Consider the following 18579-nt stretch of genomic DNA (forward strand, 5'->3'; position numbering starts at 1 on the left):
TACAGACACGGCCTTAGTAAGCATTACGATTACCGATGTTGTAGATATTGCTCCAACCGCAGATACTTTTACCACTACAGATACAACACCAACACTTACAGGAACTGGAGTTCCAGGAGAAACTCTAACTATCGAGGTAGACGTTGACGGAGATGGGACACCAGAAGTTACATATACAGTTGTAGTAGATGGTTCAGGAAACTGGAGTGTAGATACAACAACAGCTACACCTGATAGTGGAAGTTTACCAGTGCTTAATGACGGAGACATGATCGAAGTGACTGCTATTAATTCTTCTGGAGTAGAAGGAGTAGGAATAGTAACGATTGATATTAATGCTCCTACAGTAGATACTTTTACCACTGCAGATACAACACCAACACTTACAGGAACCGGAGTTCCAGGAGAAACTCTAACTATCGAGGTAGACGTTGACGGAGATGGGACACCAGAAGTTATATATACAGTTGTAGTAGATGGTTCAGGAAACTGGAGTATAGATACAACAACAGCTACACCTGATAGTGGAAATTTACCAGTGCTTAATGACGGAGACATGATCGAAGTGACTGCTATTAATTCTTCTGGAGCTGAAGGAGTGGGAATAGTAACTATTCAATTATCTCTTACAGGGACTGTCGAGGGAACCGTATATGATGATATAAATGGAAATGGGAATCAAGATACTGACGAGCCAGGTATTTCTAATGTAGAGGTAATTATTACAGATGTGAATGGCGGAGAGCAAGTTGTATCAACCGATGCAAATGGTTTATTTACAGCTACGGTACCAGCTGGTGAAACTCAAGTAGATATAGATAATGCTACCTTAGAAATAGGAAGATTACAAACTCAAGGTACAGACCCAACAACCGTTACCGTGATTGCTGGAACCAATACTTTTGAAGAGAATAATGGATTTACCTTAATTGGTGATATCGACGAAGAGATTGTCGTATATACTGGGGTAACTCCGAATGGTGATGGCGTTAATGATGAATTTAGAATCGTTGGATTAGAGAATTTTCCTAATAATACCCTTCAGATATTTAATAGGTGGGGTGTTAAGGTGTTTGAGCAGGACGGATACGAACAACCTGGATCAGAATTCTTTAGAGGTATTAGTAACGGTAGAGTTACAATTAATAAAGAAAAAGAGTTACCGGTAGGTACTTATTACTATGTTTTAGAATATGAAAATGCTGATGGAATTAGAAAGTCTAAAGCGGGATACTTATACATAAATAAATAAATTATTTAGAATAACATATATTTGTTATACCCTAAATCTAATTAAATATCGATGAATAGACTATTATTAACAATTGTGCTGACCTTTTTGGTTCTCGTTTTTGATGACGCTCAAGCGCAACAAGATGCTCAATACACTCAGTATATGTATAATACGATAAGTGTCAATCCAGCCTATGCAGGAAGTCGTGGTGTTCTAAGTGTAATGGGACTTCATCGAAGTCAATGGGTTGGTCTAGAAGGAGCTCCACGAACACAAACTCTTACTTTAAACACACCTCTTGGAGACAACGAAAGAGTGGGTCTGGGATTGTCGATAGTCAATGACGAAATAGGTCCCACAGATGAAACGTATATCGATGTTGATTTCTCATATACCATTCCTACATCAGAATATGGGAAACTTAGTTTTGGTATAAAGGCGGGAGCTCATTTGTTGAATGTTGATTTCCAGCAACTCACTCGGTTTAATCAAAATGATGCCTTGTTTGAGAATAATATCGATAATAAATTTAGTCCACAAGTAGGAGTTGGAGTATACTATCACACCGATAAGTTTTACATGGGGTTGAGTGCACCTAATTTATTAGAAACTGATCATTTTGACGAAAGCACCACAAGTAGTGATAGTGATGCAATAAGTTTTTTGGCAGAGGAAAGAATTAATTATTACCTAATAGCAGGACATGTTTTTGATCTTTCTGATGATTTGAAATTTAAACCAGCATTACTAACCAAATTAGTTTTTGGAGCACCTTTGCAAGTAGATGTTTCTGCTAACTTTTTGTTGTATGAACGACTTACTCTGGGTGTGGCGTATAGATGGAGTGCGGCTGTTACAGGGCAGGTAGGTTTCCAGATATCAGATTCTATGATGATTGGTTTTGCATATGATCGTGAAACTACAGAACTAGGACAGTCACAATTTAATGATGGAAGTTATGAGGTAATGTTACGATTTGAACTTTTCAAGAAATACAATCGTATGCTTACACCACGCTTTTTTTAATTCATATTATTTATTATGTATATGGGGCAATATTTACTTAAGTTGTTTTTGATAATTACGATTCTTTTTTCAGGAGAATATACCTTTGCACAAGGTAAAAAACTTGAAAAAGCAAAAAATCAATATGATCGTTATCAATATATTGATGCTCAGGAGACTTACCTGAAAATTATCAAAAAAGGATATAAAGATGCCGATTTATTTAAAAATTTGGCTAATAGCTATTACTTCAATAGCCAATATAACGAAGCTCAAAAATGGTATAAAGAATTACTCGAAACCTATCCTAATGATGTAGAGCCAGAATATTATTTTAGATATTCCCAAACGCTAAAAGCAATAGAGAAATATGAAGAAGCCGATGAGTATATGAATAAATTCATCGAACTGGCAGATAACGATCAAAGAGTAAAGTTATATAAGGATAAACCGAATTACCTAGAACGAATAGATTTTCAATCTGGAAGATTTGAAATAGAAAATTCTTCTATTAACTCTTCGTTTACCGATTTTGGAACGGCATTCTTTGGTAGGTTTGTAGTTTTTGCTTCATCACGAGATACACTAATCTTTAAAAAGAGTGTACATCAATGGAATAATGAAGCTTTCTTAGACCTTTTTCAGGCAGAGTTCAATCCAACCAATGGAGAGTTGTCAGAAATTGAAAAATTTGGAGGGAATCTAAACTCTAAGTTTCATGAATCTACGCCTGTATTTACCAAAGATGGTAGTACGGTATATTTTACGCGAAATAATTTTAGCGAACGTAAGACAGGTAGAGATAAAAAAGGTACAAATAAGCTTAAAATATATCGTTCCTACAAAAATGCTCAAGGAGGTTGGACTACTCCACAGAGTCTTTCGTTTAATAGTGATGAATACTCTGCAGCACACCCGGCACTTAGCACCGATGAAAGTACGCTATATTTTTCTTCTGATATGCCAGGAGGGAAAGGACAGTCCGATATCTACAAAGTTGCTATTAACGGAGATGGAAGTTTTGGAGAACCTCAAAACCTTGGAGACAGAATTAATACCGAAGGAAAAGAAACATTTCCTTTTATAAGTGCTAGTAATGACCTTTACTTCTCTTCAAACGGGCATATAGGTTTAGGAGGACTAGATGTTTATGTCACTGCGTTAGATCCAAAAACTGAAGAAGAAGAATTAGTAGTCAATATTGGAAAGCCAGTAAATAGTCCCAAGGATGACTTTGCTTTTATAGTAGATTTAGTGTCTAAAAGAGGATATTTTTCTTCTAATAGAGAAGGAGGAGTTGGAGGAGATGATATTTATAGTTTCCTTCAACTAGAAGATCTTCGAAGTTTTTGCGAAATTTCAATTGCTGGTGTTGTCACAGATAAGGATACAAATAACCCTGTACCAGGAGCTAAAGTCTCAGTCTACGATAATAACAACAATGTCTTACAAAGTGCTCAAACCGATAGTAGTGGTAGTTATAAGTTTGAAGAACTTAAGTGTACTTCAAAATATTTTGTGAGAGCAGAAAAAGAAGAATATCAAACTGCAGAAAAATTGGTGTCTACTCCAGATAAGACTGAGGATTTAGAGGTGTCGCTGGTTATAGAAAGTAAAATTAAGTCGGCTGATGTTGGTGATGATTTAGCAAAAATTCTATCGCTTAAACCAATTTATTTTGATTTTGATCAATCTTATATAAGAGATGATGCTACTATCGAATTAGCTAAAATTATTGAGGTGATGAATCAATACCCTCAAATGAATATCGAAGTGCGATCTCATACCGATAGTCATGGAGATGATAACTATAACCTGTTATTATCAGATAGAAGAGCTAAGGCTACAGTAAAGTATATGATAGACCAGGGAATCTCTAAAGAAAGATTAACAGGAAAAGGCTTTGGAGAAGAACAGCCAGTGAATGACTGCAGTAATGGTTCAAATTGTAAGAAATCTGATTATCAGTTAAACAGACGTAGTGAGTTTATAATTATTAAATAAACTTTGAATATTTGAGTTTACTATGTAATTAAAAACAAAAAACACCTCTTTGTAGGGGTGTTTTTTGTTTTTGGACGAATTGTAGTATATTGATTTAAAACTCATAGTAGACTAGGTTATTTGATAAAATACTCATTATTAAGTAATAGAGAGTTATCATTTTGAAAACAAACGAACTTATAATTAGATTACTAGTAGGATTTCGTAATTTTGATATCACATAAAAATGCTAATGGAAGAAGAAAAAGTCATTTTGGTAAATGAAAATGATGAGCAAATTGGATTAATGCCTAAGCTTGAGGCACATCAAAAAGCACTATTACATAGGGCTTTCTCCGTATTTGTTCTCAATAGTAAGAACGAATTAATGCTTCAGCAAAGAGCACATCATAAATATCACTCTCCAGGATTATGGACCAATACGTGTTGTAGTCATCAAAGAGATGGAGAAACCAATATCGAAGCAGGAACAAGAAGATTGCAAGAAGAAATGGGATTCATTACTCCTCTTAAAAATTCAGTCTCGTTTATATATAAAGCGCCTTTTGATAATGGTCTTACCGAACATGAATATGATCATGTTCTAATAGGGAACTATGAAAGTGAACCTGTAATCAACCCAGATGAAGTCGCAGATTGGAAATGGATGGGTGTTGAAGACGTTAGAGATGATATTGCAAAACACCCAGAAATGTATACAGAATGGTTTAAAATCATTTTTGATAAATTCTATTCATACATCACATTATGAGGATAAAAGCATGTAGAAAAGCCCATTTTAATGCAGCTCATAGATTATATCGTAAAGATTGGAGTGAAGAGAAAAACTTCGAGGTTTTTGGAAAATGCAATAATCCTAGATATCATGGGCATAATTATGAGCTTGAAGTTGGTGTAATAGGAGAGATAGATCCGGATACTGGTTATTTGATAGATCTAAAAATTTTGAAAGATTATATCAAAACAGAGGTAGAAGATTATATGGATCATAAAAATCTTAATGAAGAAGTAGAAGAGTTTAAAAATTTAAACCCAACTGCCGAGAACATTGCAGTGGTTATTTGGAATAGGCTTCGTAATAAGTTAGACCCAAAATTTGATCTAGAAATAACTCTTTATGAAACTCCTCGCAATTTTGTAATTTATAAAGGAGAATAATTATGGCTCTGGAGGTAGGAGATAAGGTTCCCGAATTTGTAGCAAAAAAGGACACTGGAGAAGAATTTAATAGCTATGAAATCATAAAAAATAAGCCTCTGGTGATTTTTTTCTATCCAAAAAATTTCACACCAGGATGTACTAAGGAAGCATGTGCTTTTAGAGATAGTTATGAAGATTTTAAAACATTGGGAGCTGAAGTAATCGGTATTAGCTCAGATAGTGTCGCTTCCCATACTCGGTTTAAAAACAGATACAAACTTCCGTATACGTTTCTTTCTGATCCTGAAGGAGAGCTAAGGAAGCTTTTTGGGGTTAAATCAGAATTATTGGGGTTGTTACCTGGACGAGAAACTTATGTAATTGATCGCGATGGAATTGTTCGTTTGAAATTTAATAGCATGAACGCTTCAAGACATTTGAATAAGGCATTGTCTAAAGTTAAAGAACTGGCTAAAGTTTAATTGAAAATAGTAATTTTGCATAAAACAAAACAATATGGCAAATAAAAGAGATCTTAAGAAAGACATAAATTATGTATTAGGTGATATTATCGAAGAAGTATATGTATGGGAGTTAGATAATCCTGGAAAAGATAATAAAGCGGGAGAAGCAATTATTGATGAAGCTATTTCTACATTCGATAGTCTCATTGCCAGGGTTAACGATCGCAAGACTGAAAATCCGTCTAAACATTTTAAAGCTATCAAAGAAGACCTAGAGAAAACCGCAAAGTCTTTGGTAGAAAAAGTAAACGCTTTATAATTTTTTTAAAAAAGTATTTGCAAATATCGTTATTGCGATTATATTTGCACCGCTTTTGCCGATATAGCTCAGCTGGCTAGAGCAGCTGATTTGTAATCAGCAGGTCGTGGGTTCGAGTCCCTCTATCGGCTCTTAAAACAAAAAGCTCCGAATATTATTCGGAGCTTTTTTTATTCTTTATGATTAATTCTTATTGCTCTTCTGCCTGTATAGAATCGATCGTCCTAGATGCTTCTTCCTGTTTTGTTTTACGTTTTTCTATGTAATCGATAAGTTGCTTCCCATATAAAGACTTTCTTACCTTCGGGCTAAGAGATTTAGCAACAGTATCAAGGTACTTTACATTCGCATCATATACTTCACTTAATGTTACATAAGGAGCAACTTCCAGTTTTTTATTGAAAATAGCAAAATTGATAGTGTACAAATATTTTTGACGTAATAGCTGTTTGTACGCCTTGTCATTTTCCATTAATTTTTCATCGTCCTTTTGTTTAGTGGCCTCATAATCTTCACGCATCAATCTTAAGTTACGTTGGTTAAAACGTTCTAGCATTTTCTTGTATTCCTGATACTTTGCCTGATTTTTTCCTCCAGTTATTTTTACATCTTTCTCAAAATCACTTAAGGTAGTGTTTATAGTGATCTCGCCAGGTTCAGCAAAAAAATCTATACGATCATTGTATTGCGCACCATCGTCCTTATCCAGATATAAATAGTGAATTTCAGGTTCGTCGACATTTGATGTCATTACAAATTCTGAAATTCCTTCTACGATTACAGAATCTACATTCACCAGTAGGGTATCTTCAACTTTTTGCAGATATAAAATCCCTTTCTTTAAGCCTTTAATGTTTCCTGATACAGTAACGTTTCCTTTTTTTTCCGGAGTGCTACAATTGGTTAAAAAAAATGCGATCAGCACTATGAAAGAAAATTGTTTCATTTATTTTTTTGATGTTTTTAAAATAGACTACAAAGATGCTATAAATAAAACTGAAATACTAGCCTCCAGAAGCCATTTGCATTAAAATTGTACATAGAAGAGCGCCGTAGGTTCCCACTACATACCCAAAAACAGCTAATAGAACCCCCACTGTTGCTAGCGATGGGTGAAAAGTAGCTGCAACTACTGGTGCTGAAGCAGCACCACCAACATTTGCTTGACTACCGACTGCAAGAAAGAAATAGGGAGCTTTAATTAATTTGGCAACGACTATTAGCAGAAATGCATGTATAGACATCCAAACCAAACCAATAGCTATAAGTCCTGGCTTGTCGGCTACTGTTCTTAAGTCCATTTTCATACCTATAGTAGCTACTAATATGTAAATAAAAATACTACCAATTTTACTGGCGCCTGCACCTTCATATGTTTTGGCTTTGGTATAGGATAGCAAAATACCAATAGCTGTTGCAATAGTTATCATCCAAAAGAATTGGGAAGTAAAAGAAGACAAAGCAGAACTCTTGTCGTTAAAAACTTCAAAATTGGATGATAAAAATTTTGACATTCCTGAAGCTCCCCAATGAGAGAGTCCAACAGCAACAAAAGCCAATGATAACATGATCATATAATCTGTTAATGTAGGATTTCTACTTACACTTTCAGCATAGTCTGATACTTTTTGTTTAAGCGCTTCTATAGCCGAATTATCAGCCTTTAACCAGCGATCTATTTTATTGCTTTTTCCAATACCAATTAATAAGACCGCCATCCATACGTTGGCTACAACAATATCTACTAGTACCATTGCTCCATATTTATCTGGATTATATTGATAAATTTCAAGCATAGCCGCTTGATTGGCACCACCACCAATCCAACTTCCCGCAATGGTAGATAACCCTCTCCATACTGCATCAAAATCTGCTCCACCAACTGTTTCGGGTGAAAACATAGAAATTAAAAGAACTGCTAGGGGGCCTCCAATGACAATTCCCACCGTTCCTGTTAAAAACATAATAACTGCTTTTGGTCCTAGGTTAAAAATTCCTTTCAAATCAATACTCAAAGTCATAAGTACTAATGATGCTGGTAAAAAATATCTACTGGCAACATAGTAAACATTGGATGATCGTTCTATCACTTCACCATCGGCGGTTACTTCTTTCCATTCTGGTGCTATTAGGCCTAAAGAGTTAAAAATTGCTGGTAGCAAATAACATAATAGAATACCTGGAACATATTTATAAAAAGATTTCCAAGGTCCGGTTTTTATCGAAGATGTATAAAAAACAAAACCAAGACAGAGCATTAAGATACCAAAAACTACGGTGTCATTGGTAAATATTGGAGTGGTGTTTTCCATTTTTAGTGTATTTAGCGAGTTGCAAAATACACTATTTTAGAAAAGACTGAAAAACTGTAGGATGAAAAAACGCTAATCGTTGATCCAGTATTTAAGCAAACTCTTTTGATTATCCGTACTATTTGGTTTTGGTTGTAGGATTATTTTTTCAATCATTGGTGATTGAACCGTAGAATTAAACACTTTTTCTTCTCCGTTGCGTTTAATTTTAAAAACGATTGGAGCACCCATTTCCCATTGGTTTGAATCTGCAAATAGATCGTAGATGTTTTTAACAGAATACTCTTTACTATTAATACTTAGTAGAACATCACCTCCCATAATTCCTAGACTTTTTAGAAAACTATTGTGTTGTGTGTCTGATTCAAAAACAACTTCTTGGGTAGTTTCTGAAGCTTTAACCAAAGGTTGTTGTTCATCTATAAAATAGGAAGATAGCACATCTTTTGTCCCAAACTCAAGTCCTACTTTATTAAGATAAAAACTATAATCTATAGGGGTATTATTAACAACGTGAGTTTTTAAGAACTCTCCAATTTCAGGATAAGAAAGTTCTGTAACGACATCGATTAGCTCATCATCATCAAAAGGAGTTTCACTTCCGAATTCCCCAGATAATTCTTTTATAAGATCGAGCACACCCAAAACCCCATCACTTTCTTCCCGCATTATAATATCTAAGCACATTGAGATTAAGGCCCCTTTTTCATAAACATTTCTATAATTTTTTCGATAAGGCTCTTCAAGAATGTTTTTACTCATTGTAGTAAAAGACATAGTGTCATCAAATTGCTTTGAAATTTCTATTTTTTCCAAAATACGTTCAAAGAACTGTTCTTTGCTAATAAGTCCTTGTGTAATTTGAAAAAGGATGGAAAAATACTCTGTTGTTCCTTCATATAGCCATAAATGTTTAGACATGTTAGGCATATTGTAATCGAAATCATGAATCTCTTTTGAATGAATAGTAAGAGGGGTTACTATATGAAAAAATTCGTGTGAGACAACATCTGTTAGTGTTTCATTTAGTTTTTTAACTGAAATTGATTCAGGTAATACTACCACTGTAGAAGTATTATGTTCTAAGGCACCAAATCCTTGAGCATCATCCTTTTTGGAGGTAGATAGATATAGTAGGATACTGTATTTTTTGGTAGAATTAATATTTCCCAAGAAATTACGTTGTGCCCGAATTACTCGTTCCATCTGTTGCATTAATCTTGAGGCTCTATGAATTTTGTTTGGTGAGTACACGCTAAGCAGTATCTCAATACCATTTATGGTAAAAGTTATGCGATCGGGATCAGAATACATAATTGGTGAATCTGCCACATCTGCGTATCTTTTGAAAATAAAAAAATCGGTATCGTAATGGAGTTTTTCTACCAGGGTTTCCGGAGTAATTTCTTCCAAAGAACCTGAGGCTTCAAGATTTTTAGGATGTTTAATAAACAATCTATATTTATTCTCTTTCATTTCAGAAAAATAACCTACAAAGGCATATAAATTTAAAATGAAATTCTGATTACGACTTATATTCGTACCTGTAGGTGAGAAGATATCATGTTTGTCTTCAGTGTCAAAGGTATCATTAACCCAATAGGTAATACTTCCTAGTTCTTTTACATTATTTATTTTCCATCTATTGTCTCCATACTTTTGAACATACAAAGGATTTCCTTCTTTATCAAGAGCTTTAAAATCTTCAATGTATTTGCCGTAATTGTTATTTTGATATGTACCAGGTACTATTTTAGGGATAAAATAGCTTATAGTGTCTACATCAAAACTTTCAACCTTTATTTCTACCTTAACTTTATCGTCTTTTACATCAAAAAGATCTATATATGCGGTAATAGCAGAATAATTTCGTGAAATTACGGATGTAGTCTCTACGGGTTTACAACTAATTAATTCTAGTATTAAGAATACAGTTATAGTGGGGTATAGGATAGGTTTAAAAATTTTTAGCACTATTACAAAATATTATTTTTGATATAATCTGCAACACCATCTTCTTTTCCGGCTAAGGTAACAGCATTTGCAACTTCAAGAACCTCTTTCTTTGCATTTGCCACGGCAACACCAACACCAACGGCTTTAATCATGTCTACATCATTATAATTATCTCCAAATGCAATCGCTTCTGAAATAGGGATATTAAAATGTGTGTCTAATAGAATTTCTATAGCTGTTAATTTAGAAATGTTCTTATGGGCAATCTCAATATAAGTAGATTTTGAACGATATAGATGCAATATATCATCAAAATTGCGCTTTAAAAAATTAAAAACAGTATCAATATGGTTTTCTTCACCCATGCACATGATTTTATGAGCTCCGATATTTGATGTTTTCCAACTTTCAATAACTTCATTAGTGGGTTTCACCTGTGGTGATACTTTGGTGTTATTCGCTTCTCGATTTGCCCAAAAATCCATCTTCGGGACATACCAATCGTCGTTATGATAAAGACTTATATGTACTTTTTGCTCTTTGTTGAAGACGTGTAATGCCTCAATGATATCAACTGGGATAAACGTAGAATGTACTGCTTTTTGATCTACCAAAATTAATCCGCCATTATAACAGATTAAGGGTTGATTACCAATTTCTAACTCTTCTTGTAAATGTGTCATCGCACTTGGCATTCTCGAAGAGATAAGAACAACAGGGATTTCTTTTTTAATTCTTTTGATTTCAGAAATGGTAAATTCAGAAAGTTCTCTTTCGGGGTTTAATAAAGTTCCGTCGATGTCAGAAAAAACAATGCGATTTGGCATATTAGCAGTTATAGTTTGAATCAAAATAAAGGGGGTGCAAAAAATTATTGCTTAACAAAGTTAGCAATACTGGAAATAACTTCCGGGATTATTTTTCTCCAGGCTTCATTATATGATTTATGGTTTTCTAATCTATTCCCTTTTATTTCCTTTAAAATGTGGTTCATATTAGGTACAATTACATATTCAGCTTGAGGAGCAGCTTCTTTAAGTTTTTCTGCTTGAGTAAGTTCTACCTGAATATCTTTATCGCCATGTAATATAAGTATTGGTATTTCTAATTGTGCTATTTCCTCAGAGGGAGTATATTTTAACCAAGATCTTATAAAAGGTTGTAAATTATATCTAAAAATAGATTCTAATGCCGGATCGTAACCGGTGGCTCTGCCACTTTCTTTAAGTTGTTTAAAAGCTACAGCCGCACTTTTGTCTAAACCAGGAGCTTGCTTAGAGATTTGTTCTATAATTACATCGTCTAGAGATTCTGCATTTCCAGCAATTGAAATAAAACCATCAATATTTTCTTTGGCAGCAATCATGCCTACTAACGAACCTTGCCCATGACCTGCTACTATTATTTTGGTGTAGTTACTATTGTTTTTAAAATAATTAATAACAGATATAGCATCTTCAATAAAATGGTCAAAGAGCATTTCATTTTCTTTTAGCCCTAAACCATCCATTTTGAATAGTCTTTTGTCATAACGGTATGTTGCTATTCCAGATTTAGCCAGCTCGTATGCAAGTCTTTTAAATGTATCATTTTTAGACATGTGATCGTTCCCATCTCTGTTAATGGCACCCGCATCCATAATGAAGATGACTAAGGGAACTTTTTCATCAGAATATGGAGTAACTAGGGAACCTTCTATATATTTATTGACTTTTACAAAGGCCGAATTAAATTCTTTTTCTTGGGTGTTTTCTGTTTCATTATCTGGAGTTTTTAGTATTTCCTGACCTCGACAAATAATGGTAAGAGCTACAAAAAGTAAAGAAAGTTTCAACTTCATAATAGGGCAGATTAAGTTTTGAAAGTTATATACCAAACGATAAATACCTAATCATATTTTGATCTAAGTAAATTATGGCCTATCCCAAGATTTTCTCTCTGATTTAACTTCGTACTAACATACCCTTTTTTATCTTTGCGGCAAAATTTAAAATAATGAATCTTCAAAATAGGATCACTTTACTCTTGGTTTTTATATCATCTATAATGTTTTCGGCTGATGATTGGGGAAAAACTGGACATAGAGTTACTGGAGAAATTGCAAATACGTATTTGACTAATAAAGCTAAAAAGCAAATTTCAAAAATTCTTAAAGGTCAAAGTTTAGCTATAGTCTCAACCTTTGCAGATGACATTAAGAGTGATAAGAAATATAGAGGATATAGCCCTTGGCATTATGTGAATTTTTCATTTGATAAAAAGTATGGAGAGGAAACTCCAAGCGAATATGGTGATTTGGTGAAAGGCATAGAGAAATGTGTACAGATGCTTAAAGATGAAACTTCAAGCCCAGAAGATAAAGAGTTTTATTTAAAAATGTTAATTCATTTTGTAGGGGATTTACATCAACCATTGCATGTAGGGCGAGGAGAAGATAAGGGTGGTAATGATATACAAGTACGATGGTTTAAAGATGGTACAAATTTGCATCGACTTTGGGATAGTAATATGTTGGATCACTATGGGATGAGCTATACAGAATTGGCTTCGAATATCGATCAATTATCGAAATTTCAAATTGAAGAAATAAAAAAAGGTACTGTTTTAGACTGGGTTCATGAATCTCAAAACCTTGCTAAACAAGTTTATGCTTCGGCAAATGTAGGTGAAAAATTAGGATATAAATATATGTACGATTACTTTCCAACCGTACGTAAACAATTGCATAAAGGAGGTATTCGCTTGGCGGCTATATTGAATGAGATTTTTGGATAGTTTTTGCTAGTTGCTTAATGCTAACTCTTTACGGTATTGTTTGGGAGACATCGAGAAGTGTTTTTTAAATGTTTTTGTTAAATGACTCTCATCTGTATATCCAAGTTGATACGCAATTTCAGCAATGGTAAATTCGGTATGCTGCAATCTATATTCTACCAGTTTCATCTTGTATTTGGTCACGTATTGATGTATAGATTCTCCGGTTTTTCTTTTAAAATAAGTACTTATTGAACTTTGAGACATATTAAACTTATTAGCTAAGAAACTAATTTTAGTTAAATCATTATCATAAACATGTTGTCTAATGTGACTAAGAATTTGATCGATTTTGGTATGACTTATCGGAATTTCCCTCTGACTTGAATTATATTTTTCGGAGATATTTCGAACAATAATACTCAAAATAGTACTAATGGCATTGGAAATAATTTCCTGGTAGTATATTTTTTCATTCTTAAATTCTTCTAAGACTACATTGTGTATATCCCAAATAATACCTCTATCTTCTTCATGCGAAATTACATCCCCAGGTATAATATTAGGGTGGTGCAGCAATTGTTCTATACGCTGTAACCAGAATTTACGATCCGGTAGGTTCACTTTACTAGAAAATAAGAGCTCAGTAAATTTGAAATAAGTGAATTTAGAATGCGTTTCGATCTCAAAATGATGAGTGTCCTCTGGTGCAAGTAAAAATATATTATTTTCATCATAAGGAAATCGTACTCCATTTATTGTGTGATGGCCACTTCCTCTTTCAACAAAAATAATCTCAAAGTAGTTGTGATTATGTGGTTCCGCTTCCCATTCATCTGTGGCATATTGGTGTACAACGAAGGTTTCGTGTAATGTATAGCGGTTCATAAACAATTTTTTATATTCTAAAGTTACAAAATTTAAATCAATAAATGTTAAAATTTGATTTTTACAAGTATATTAAAACGAAAACGTTTGAAGGTTTTGATAGTTAGGTAGTTGTGTAATTTTTATACAAGTTATATAAAGATTTATACCAGAATTTAAGGTAATAAACTTTTAATTTTGTGCCACTAAATTTTTTTCTACTCTTCACATGAAATTTAAAATTTATTTATACCATTTTATACGCATTTCCTTTGGAATGCTTCTGGTTTTATATAGTGTTTATAATGTAATTAAATATTCAGGCTTTTTAAGCCGACTTGACCAGTATTTTAATTCAGCTTCCGTTTTTGATGTATGGATTATTGAGGCATTAGCTCCTTTGGTACCTTTTGAGGAGTTTATTATTGGATTTTTTCTGGTTTTGGGAATGTTCACGAGAAAAGTATTGGTTGTATCCACATTTCTATTGGCATTTTTTACACTCTTTTTATTTGATGCGGGATATACCAACTGTGCTTTGATTCATCTTGTTTTATGTACAGTGTCAATTATTTTATTGAAAAAAGATAATTACAATATAAATTCATTTCACTACGATAATACCTATAAAACGATCTAAAAGATTAGTAAGATTTCCCCCTTTTTATGAATTTTTTTCATAGAGTTGATTTTCGTTTGATTAGAAAAACCCTTAGTTCATAAGGGTTTTTTTATTGTATAACTCTGTACGTAAGGTTTATTCGGGGTTGTATTACTTTAGAAGTCTTAGGGATTTGGTGTAGCCAATGTTCTTGCGTAGTCCCTTGCATAATTAGAAGACTGCCATGTTGCAGTTGGATCGTTTTTCTATGGTCTTTATGAGCTTTATGTTTCAAATGAAACCTACGCTCTTCACCAAAACTTACAGATGCGATGACTGGGTTTTTTCCTAGTTCTTTTTCATTATCAGAATGCCAGCCGTTACTGTCTTGCCCATTTCTATATAAGTTCAAAAGGCAAGTTGTAAATTGAGTAAGACATACTTTTTCGATCTCGTTTTTGATCCATAATAATTCTTCAGTAAACAGGTTAGGGTGCATCGTAACATTCGAATATGTATATGTATTAGAGTTGTTGGCATAGAGTGCCGTGAGTCTAGGTTGCAAGTATGTTTTTCCAAACACTTTAATGGTGTCTTGTTGCCAATTGATTGTGTTTAGTAATTTCTTATAAAGATCATCTGCTTTTTTGGATTCAAAAAAAATGGGATAATAAAGAACATCGGCATCAATCATGTCTAAGTGTATTGGCTCTCTATCAGATTCAAAAAAATCCAGCTTCATATCAAAAAATAGTTTTGATCAAATATAAGTATAGGCCCAATATATTAAACCAAACTGAAGAAATAACCTAAAATACAAAACGGGTTTAGGAAGATTAAGCCCGGCTTTCTTATTTAAAATCATATGTATATGAACTGGGAAAAAAACTATAAGCATTGCAATTATTCCCCATAACGCTATACTTCGAGTTTTGCTAAAGAATAGTCCCAAACCAGCTAAAATTTCTGTAGCACCACTTAGGTATACCCAAAACTTATGATACGGAATGTAGAGAGGCATTATGCGCATAAATGCCTTGGGGCGTATAAAATGAAAAATACCTGCTATAATGAAAACGAAAGATAATACGTATAAATGCCAACTCATTAAACTCCTGTTGTTTTTTCTTTACCTGCACTACTTATTGCAAAATCTTTTCTTCTGGTCATTTTTTTGATAAAACTTACTTTTCTAAATCGAATTGCAGACCAATCATCATCTATAGAAACTTGTCTTACAGGTTCTAGGTTGTAATCTCCCAAAACTCCCCAACCATTATCACGGTTAATCTCGCTTTTGTATTTTTTTGAAGTCTTTTTTGGGTAAGCAAACCATAATATAGCGTCACCTACTAATTTTGGATACACCGTTTCGATTCGATTTTCAATTTGCTTTTTTTCGATGACAAAAACAATTGCAAAATCAACCTCTGAAACCTGAATCAATGATTCTTTAACAACAACATCTTTTAAGCAGTCTAGCTCTTTGCAAAAACCTTCAGGTTCGTTTAAAATTAGAACTTCATCTAGATCCTTTGGGAGTTGCAATTTTTTAAATAGAGGAGTCATGCTGTGAGATTTAAATCAAGTAAATGTGCTTCTTAAAGATACGAAAAAAACTGTGTATCTAATAATTCTGCTTTGAATAATGTAAAAACAACGTTTGCCTGTATTTAACAATTTATGATACAATAATAGGTTTAGATTGTAGTTTTAAACATATCAACTTAAATAAATTATATTATGACACAAACTCTCAAAAGCCATGGGCTAAAAGCCTTGGCTATTTTCGCATGCGCAATCTTCATTTCATGTGAGAATGACAAAACTGAAACTTCGATTGACCAAATCAATGACCAAAACTTGAAAGATGGTTTTTATCAGGAAGAAGCGTATCCTGAGACGGAAGGTGAAATTAAAACTATTCAGCTCAATGGGCAATCTGTAAAAGCCGAAAAAATTAATGGTGAGTATATCGTAGAAGGCGATATGATTTTTACTGAAGAAGACCTTGCCATGATGAATTCTAAAAGTACCGGTCGTACTACTAGGAGATGGCCAAATAATACGGTGTATTATGACATAGAAAGTAGTTTGCCAAACCAAAGTAGGGTAACAGATGCTATTGCTCATTGGGAAGCCAATACAGATTTAACGTTTATTCGTCGAACCAATCAATCTGCCTATATCTATTTTAGAAGAGGTAGTGGTTGTTCTTCATCTGTAGGTAGAACGGGTAGTAGACAAAATATTAATCTAGCCAATGGTTGCTCTACAGGAAATACCATTCATGAAATTGGTCATGCGGTTGGGTTATGGCACGAGCAAAGTAGAAAAGACCGAGATCAATTTATTACCATAAATTTTCAAAATATTCAATCGGGTAGAGCATTTAACTTTCAAACATATGTTCAACAAGGAATAGATGGTGATGAGTATACCAATTCCTTAGATTTTGGATCTATTATGTTATACAGCTCATTTGCATTTTCTGCGAACGGACAGCCTACAATTGTAAGGAAAGATGGGTCAACATATAATGCACAACGAAATGGTCTCTCTTCGGGCGATATTGCAGGAATAGGTGTTATGTACCCAGGAAATGGAGGTGGAAATGATATCTGCGATGGTGTAGCTCCATGGTCAAGTTCGCAAGTATATCAGGCTGGTGACTTGGTTACCTACCAAGGTTTCTTGTATAGAAAAAGATCGGGTAGAGGATGGGATAGACTTGGCGCTTGTGGATCGTCAAGAAGTAGTGGTAAATCTTCGGAGTCTTTATCAGATCTTAATGATATCACCAAAGACTAATTCATTTTATTAAGAATAAGAAAACCCTCCTTTTGTTTAGGAGGGTTTTTTTGGTATAAAACAACAAGTCTATTTATTGTAGACTTATTTCTTTTGCATTTTCAGGAGTATTAAATATAACCCCTTCTTCATCCAAAAATGTAATATCAGAAATAGTAGCTTCTCCCAATTTATCTGTCATTCCTTTTTCTTCGGTCCAACCATAAAAATCCCATTTTGTAGCAAAAGGAATACCGTCTACCATGATAAAATCTTTATAATGTATAGCGTGTGGGTCGGCTTCTGCCTTTGAAGTATCACCTCCGCTTCCAAAAGTGACAATATAGGCAGCTGCTTGCATAGTATTATTCTCAGGGTCTGTATAAACTACATACCAATCATCTGGAGCATCACCAATACCTTTTTCAAAGGTGAGTTTTGCGGTTTGATGATCTTTTTCATCAAGAGGTCTCATATTCCCCAATTCCCATTTGGTTCCAGGGTCACTCAATTTATAAGGAAATCCAAAAAAGTAAGTCCATGTAAACATATCGAAGCGTGCACCAGCCTCCTTAGCATCTTCAGGACATAAGAATACCTTTTCACCGGTATAGATAAGTTTACTATTGTCTTTTTTGTCAATTCTAATTTTAGTCGAATTGGTCAGCATAGTGATTTTACCTTCCAAGTGTTGTTTACCTCCAAAATAAATATTTGCATAAAAACTGACCACTTTATGATTTAAAAAAGCATCTTTTTTATGTGCGGTTTCTATATTTTTAATGTAGGCATCAACAATAGAAGTTGCACCATCACCAATTCCTCCATTTGGTTCTACAGGTATGGCTTCCTCTTTGGTTTGGGTATTGTCTGTAGATGGAGTCTCTTTTTTCGTTTGACCACAAGAAATAAGTAATGATAGTAGTCCTAAAGTAAATATTTGTTTCATGAATGTCGATTTGTGTTATCACAAGTAAAATTACTAAAACCTAAAGTTGGAAAATAATATTTGTGCAAAAATGTAACGATAAGACGAAATAACAGTTGTATTAGTGAAGCTGTTATGTTTTTTAGTGTCTGCAATTTAAAGATTTGAAGAAGGGTTTTCCTTCGTTCATGATAAAAACACTCAA

Annotated in this window: 20 protein-coding genes and 1 tRNA gene; 11 read left to right on the forward strand and 10 right to left on the reverse strand. The window is 33.8% G+C overall.

Translation table 11 applies throughout. The annotated features are described in order from the left end of the window. From M0D21_RS13705 to M0D21_RS13740, 8 genes are all read left to right on the forward strand, one after another. Positions 1–1252: T9SS type B sorting domain-containing protein (locus M0D21_RS13705; RefSeq protein WP_248330470.1), on the forward strand; the 1252-nt coding region annotated here is incomplete at its 5' end. A gap of 51 nt (positions 1253–1303) precedes the next feature. Further along, the gene (locus M0D21_RS13710) at positions 1304–2260 is read left to right on the forward strand and encodes a PorP/SprF family type IX secretion system membrane protein (protein WP_248330472.1); all 957 of its coding nucleotides are present in this window, start codon (positions 1304–1306) and stop codon (positions 2258–2260) included. A gap of 21 nt (positions 2261–2281) precedes the next feature. Beyond that, complete coding sequence (locus tag M0D21_RS13715; RefSeq protein WP_248330474.1) at positions 2282–4243, forward strand: OmpA family protein; 1962 nt, start codon at positions 2282–2284, stop codon at positions 4241–4243. A 232-nt stretch (positions 4244–4475) separates the two neighbouring features. Continuing rightward, entirely contained in the window at positions 4476–4994 is a 519-nt protein-coding gene (gene idi, locus M0D21_RS13720; protein WP_248330476.1) for an isopentenyl-diphosphate Delta-isomerase, read from the forward strand. Further along, complete coding sequence (locus tag M0D21_RS13725) at positions 4991–5401, forward strand: 6-pyruvoyl trahydropterin synthase family protein (RefSeq protein WP_248330478.1); 411 nt, start codon at positions 4991–4993, stop codon at positions 5399–5401. Before idi ends, M0D21_RS13725 begins: the two co-directional genes overlap by 4 nt. Before the next feature lie 2 nt (positions 5402–5403). Beyond that, positions 5404–5865 carry a peroxiredoxin gene (locus M0D21_RS13730; RefSeq protein WP_248330480.1) on the forward strand — a complete coding sequence of 154 codons (462 nt, stop codon included), beginning with the start codon at positions 5404–5406 and terminating at the stop codon, positions 5863–5865. A gap of 34 nt (positions 5866–5899) precedes the next feature. Then, positions 5900–6166: a hypothetical protein gene (locus M0D21_RS13735; protein ID WP_248330482.1), complete on the forward strand. Its 267-nt coding sequence runs from the start codon at positions 5900–5902 to the stop codon at positions 6164–6166. 57 nt (positions 6167–6223) lie between these two features. Then, positions 6224–6297: transfer RNA gene (locus tag M0D21_RS13740), tRNA-Thr, on the forward strand. Between the two features lie 59 nt (positions 6298–6356). Here the strand turns inward: M0D21_RS13740 and M0D21_RS13745 are convergent. From M0D21_RS13745 to M0D21_RS13765, 5 genes are all read right to left on the reverse strand, one after another. Further along, the gene (locus tag M0D21_RS13745; protein WP_248330484.1) at positions 6357–7112 is read right to left on the reverse strand and encodes a DUF4369 domain-containing protein; all 756 of its coding nucleotides are present in this window, start codon (positions 7110–7112) and stop codon (positions 6357–6359) included. Positions 7113–7170: 58 nt separating this feature from the next. Next, entirely contained in the window at positions 7171–8478 is a 1308-nt protein-coding gene (locus M0D21_RS13750; RefSeq protein ID WP_248330486.1) for a DUF819 family protein, read from the reverse strand. Between the two features lie 72 nt (positions 8479–8550). After that, the gene (locus tag M0D21_RS23070; protein WP_248330488.1) at positions 8551–10452 is read right to left on the reverse strand and encodes a M61 family metallopeptidase; all 1902 of its coding nucleotides are present in this window, start codon (positions 10450–10452) and stop codon (positions 8551–8553) included. 2 nt (positions 10453–10454) lie between these two features. Then, positions 10455–11261: a Cof-type HAD-IIB family hydrolase gene (locus tag M0D21_RS13760; protein WP_248330491.1), complete on the reverse strand. Its 807-nt coding sequence runs from the start codon at positions 11259–11261 to the stop codon at positions 10455–10457. A 44-nt stretch (positions 11262–11305) separates the two neighbouring features. Then, positions 11306–12274, reverse strand: a complete 969-nt coding sequence (locus M0D21_RS13765; protein ID WP_248330493.1) for an alpha/beta hydrolase family protein — start codon at positions 12272–12274, stop codon at positions 11306–11308. A gap of 155 nt (positions 12275–12429) precedes the next feature. Here M0D21_RS13765 and M0D21_RS13770 point away from each other — a divergent pair, with 155 nt between their 5' ends. Then, on the forward strand, positions 12430–13209 hold the full coding sequence (locus tag M0D21_RS13770) for a S1/P1 nuclease (RefSeq protein WP_248330495.1): 780 nt from the start codon (positions 12430–12432) through the stop codon (positions 13207–13209). A gap of 6 nt (positions 13210–13215) precedes the next feature. Here the strand turns inward: M0D21_RS13770 and M0D21_RS13775 are convergent, their stop codons facing one another. Further along, positions 13216–14076 carry a helix-turn-helix domain-containing protein gene (locus tag M0D21_RS13775; RefSeq protein WP_248330497.1) on the reverse strand — a complete coding sequence of 287 codons (861 nt, stop codon included), beginning with the start codon at positions 14074–14076 and terminating at the stop codon, positions 13216–13218. Positions 14077–14284: 208 nt separating this feature from the next. On the opposite strand from M0D21_RS13775, the gene M0D21_RS13780 reads away from it, so the two are divergent. Beyond that, positions 14285–14695 carry a MauE/DoxX family redox-associated membrane protein gene (locus M0D21_RS13780; protein WP_248330499.1) on the forward strand — a complete coding sequence of 137 codons (411 nt, stop codon included), beginning with the start codon at positions 14285–14287 and terminating at the stop codon, positions 14693–14695. Positions 14696–14786: 91 nt separating this feature from the next. Here M0D21_RS13780 and M0D21_RS13785 read toward each other — a convergent pair whose 3' ends face one another. From M0D21_RS13785 to M0D21_RS13795, 3 genes are read right to left on the reverse strand one after another with little or no spacing between them, the layout of a single operon-like run. Beyond that, a complete protein-coding gene (locus M0D21_RS13785) occupies positions 14787–15398 on the reverse strand; it encodes an alpha-ketoglutarate-dependent dioxygenase AlkB family protein (RefSeq protein WP_248330501.1) in 612 nt (203 codons plus the stop codon). 18 nt (positions 15399–15416) lie between these two features. Continuing rightward, the gene (locus M0D21_RS13790) at positions 15417–15764 is read right to left on the reverse strand and encodes a DoxX family protein (RefSeq protein ID WP_248330503.1); all 348 of its coding nucleotides are present in this window, start codon (positions 15762–15764) and stop codon (positions 15417–15419) included. After that, positions 15764–16225, reverse strand: coding sequence for a hypothetical protein (locus tag M0D21_RS13795; protein WP_248330505.1), 462 nt, complete (start codon positions 16223–16225; stop codon positions 15764–15766). Before M0D21_RS13795 ends, M0D21_RS13790 begins: the two co-directional genes overlap by 1 nt. 174 nt (positions 16226–16399) lie before the next feature. On the opposite strand from M0D21_RS13795, the gene M0D21_RS13800 reads away from it, so the two are divergent. After that, complete coding sequence (locus M0D21_RS13800) at positions 16400–17467, forward strand: M12 family metallopeptidase (RefSeq protein WP_248330507.1); 1068 nt, start codon at positions 16400–16402, stop codon at positions 17465–17467. Between the two features lie 73 nt (positions 17468–17540). On the opposite strand, the gene M0D21_RS13805 is transcribed toward M0D21_RS13800, so the two are convergent. After that, the gene (locus M0D21_RS13805) at positions 17541–18395 is read right to left on the reverse strand and encodes a DUF6503 family protein (RefSeq protein WP_248330509.1); all 855 of its coding nucleotides are present in this window, start codon (positions 18393–18395) and stop codon (positions 17541–17543) included. Between the last annotated feature and the right edge of the window lie 184 nt (positions 18396–18579).

It is taken from the genome of Aquimarina acroporae, assembly GCF_023195925.1.
In the GTDB taxonomy this organism is placed as follows: domain Bacteria; phylum Bacteroidota; class Bacteroidia; order Flavobacteriales; family Flavobacteriaceae; genus Aquimarina; species Aquimarina acroporae.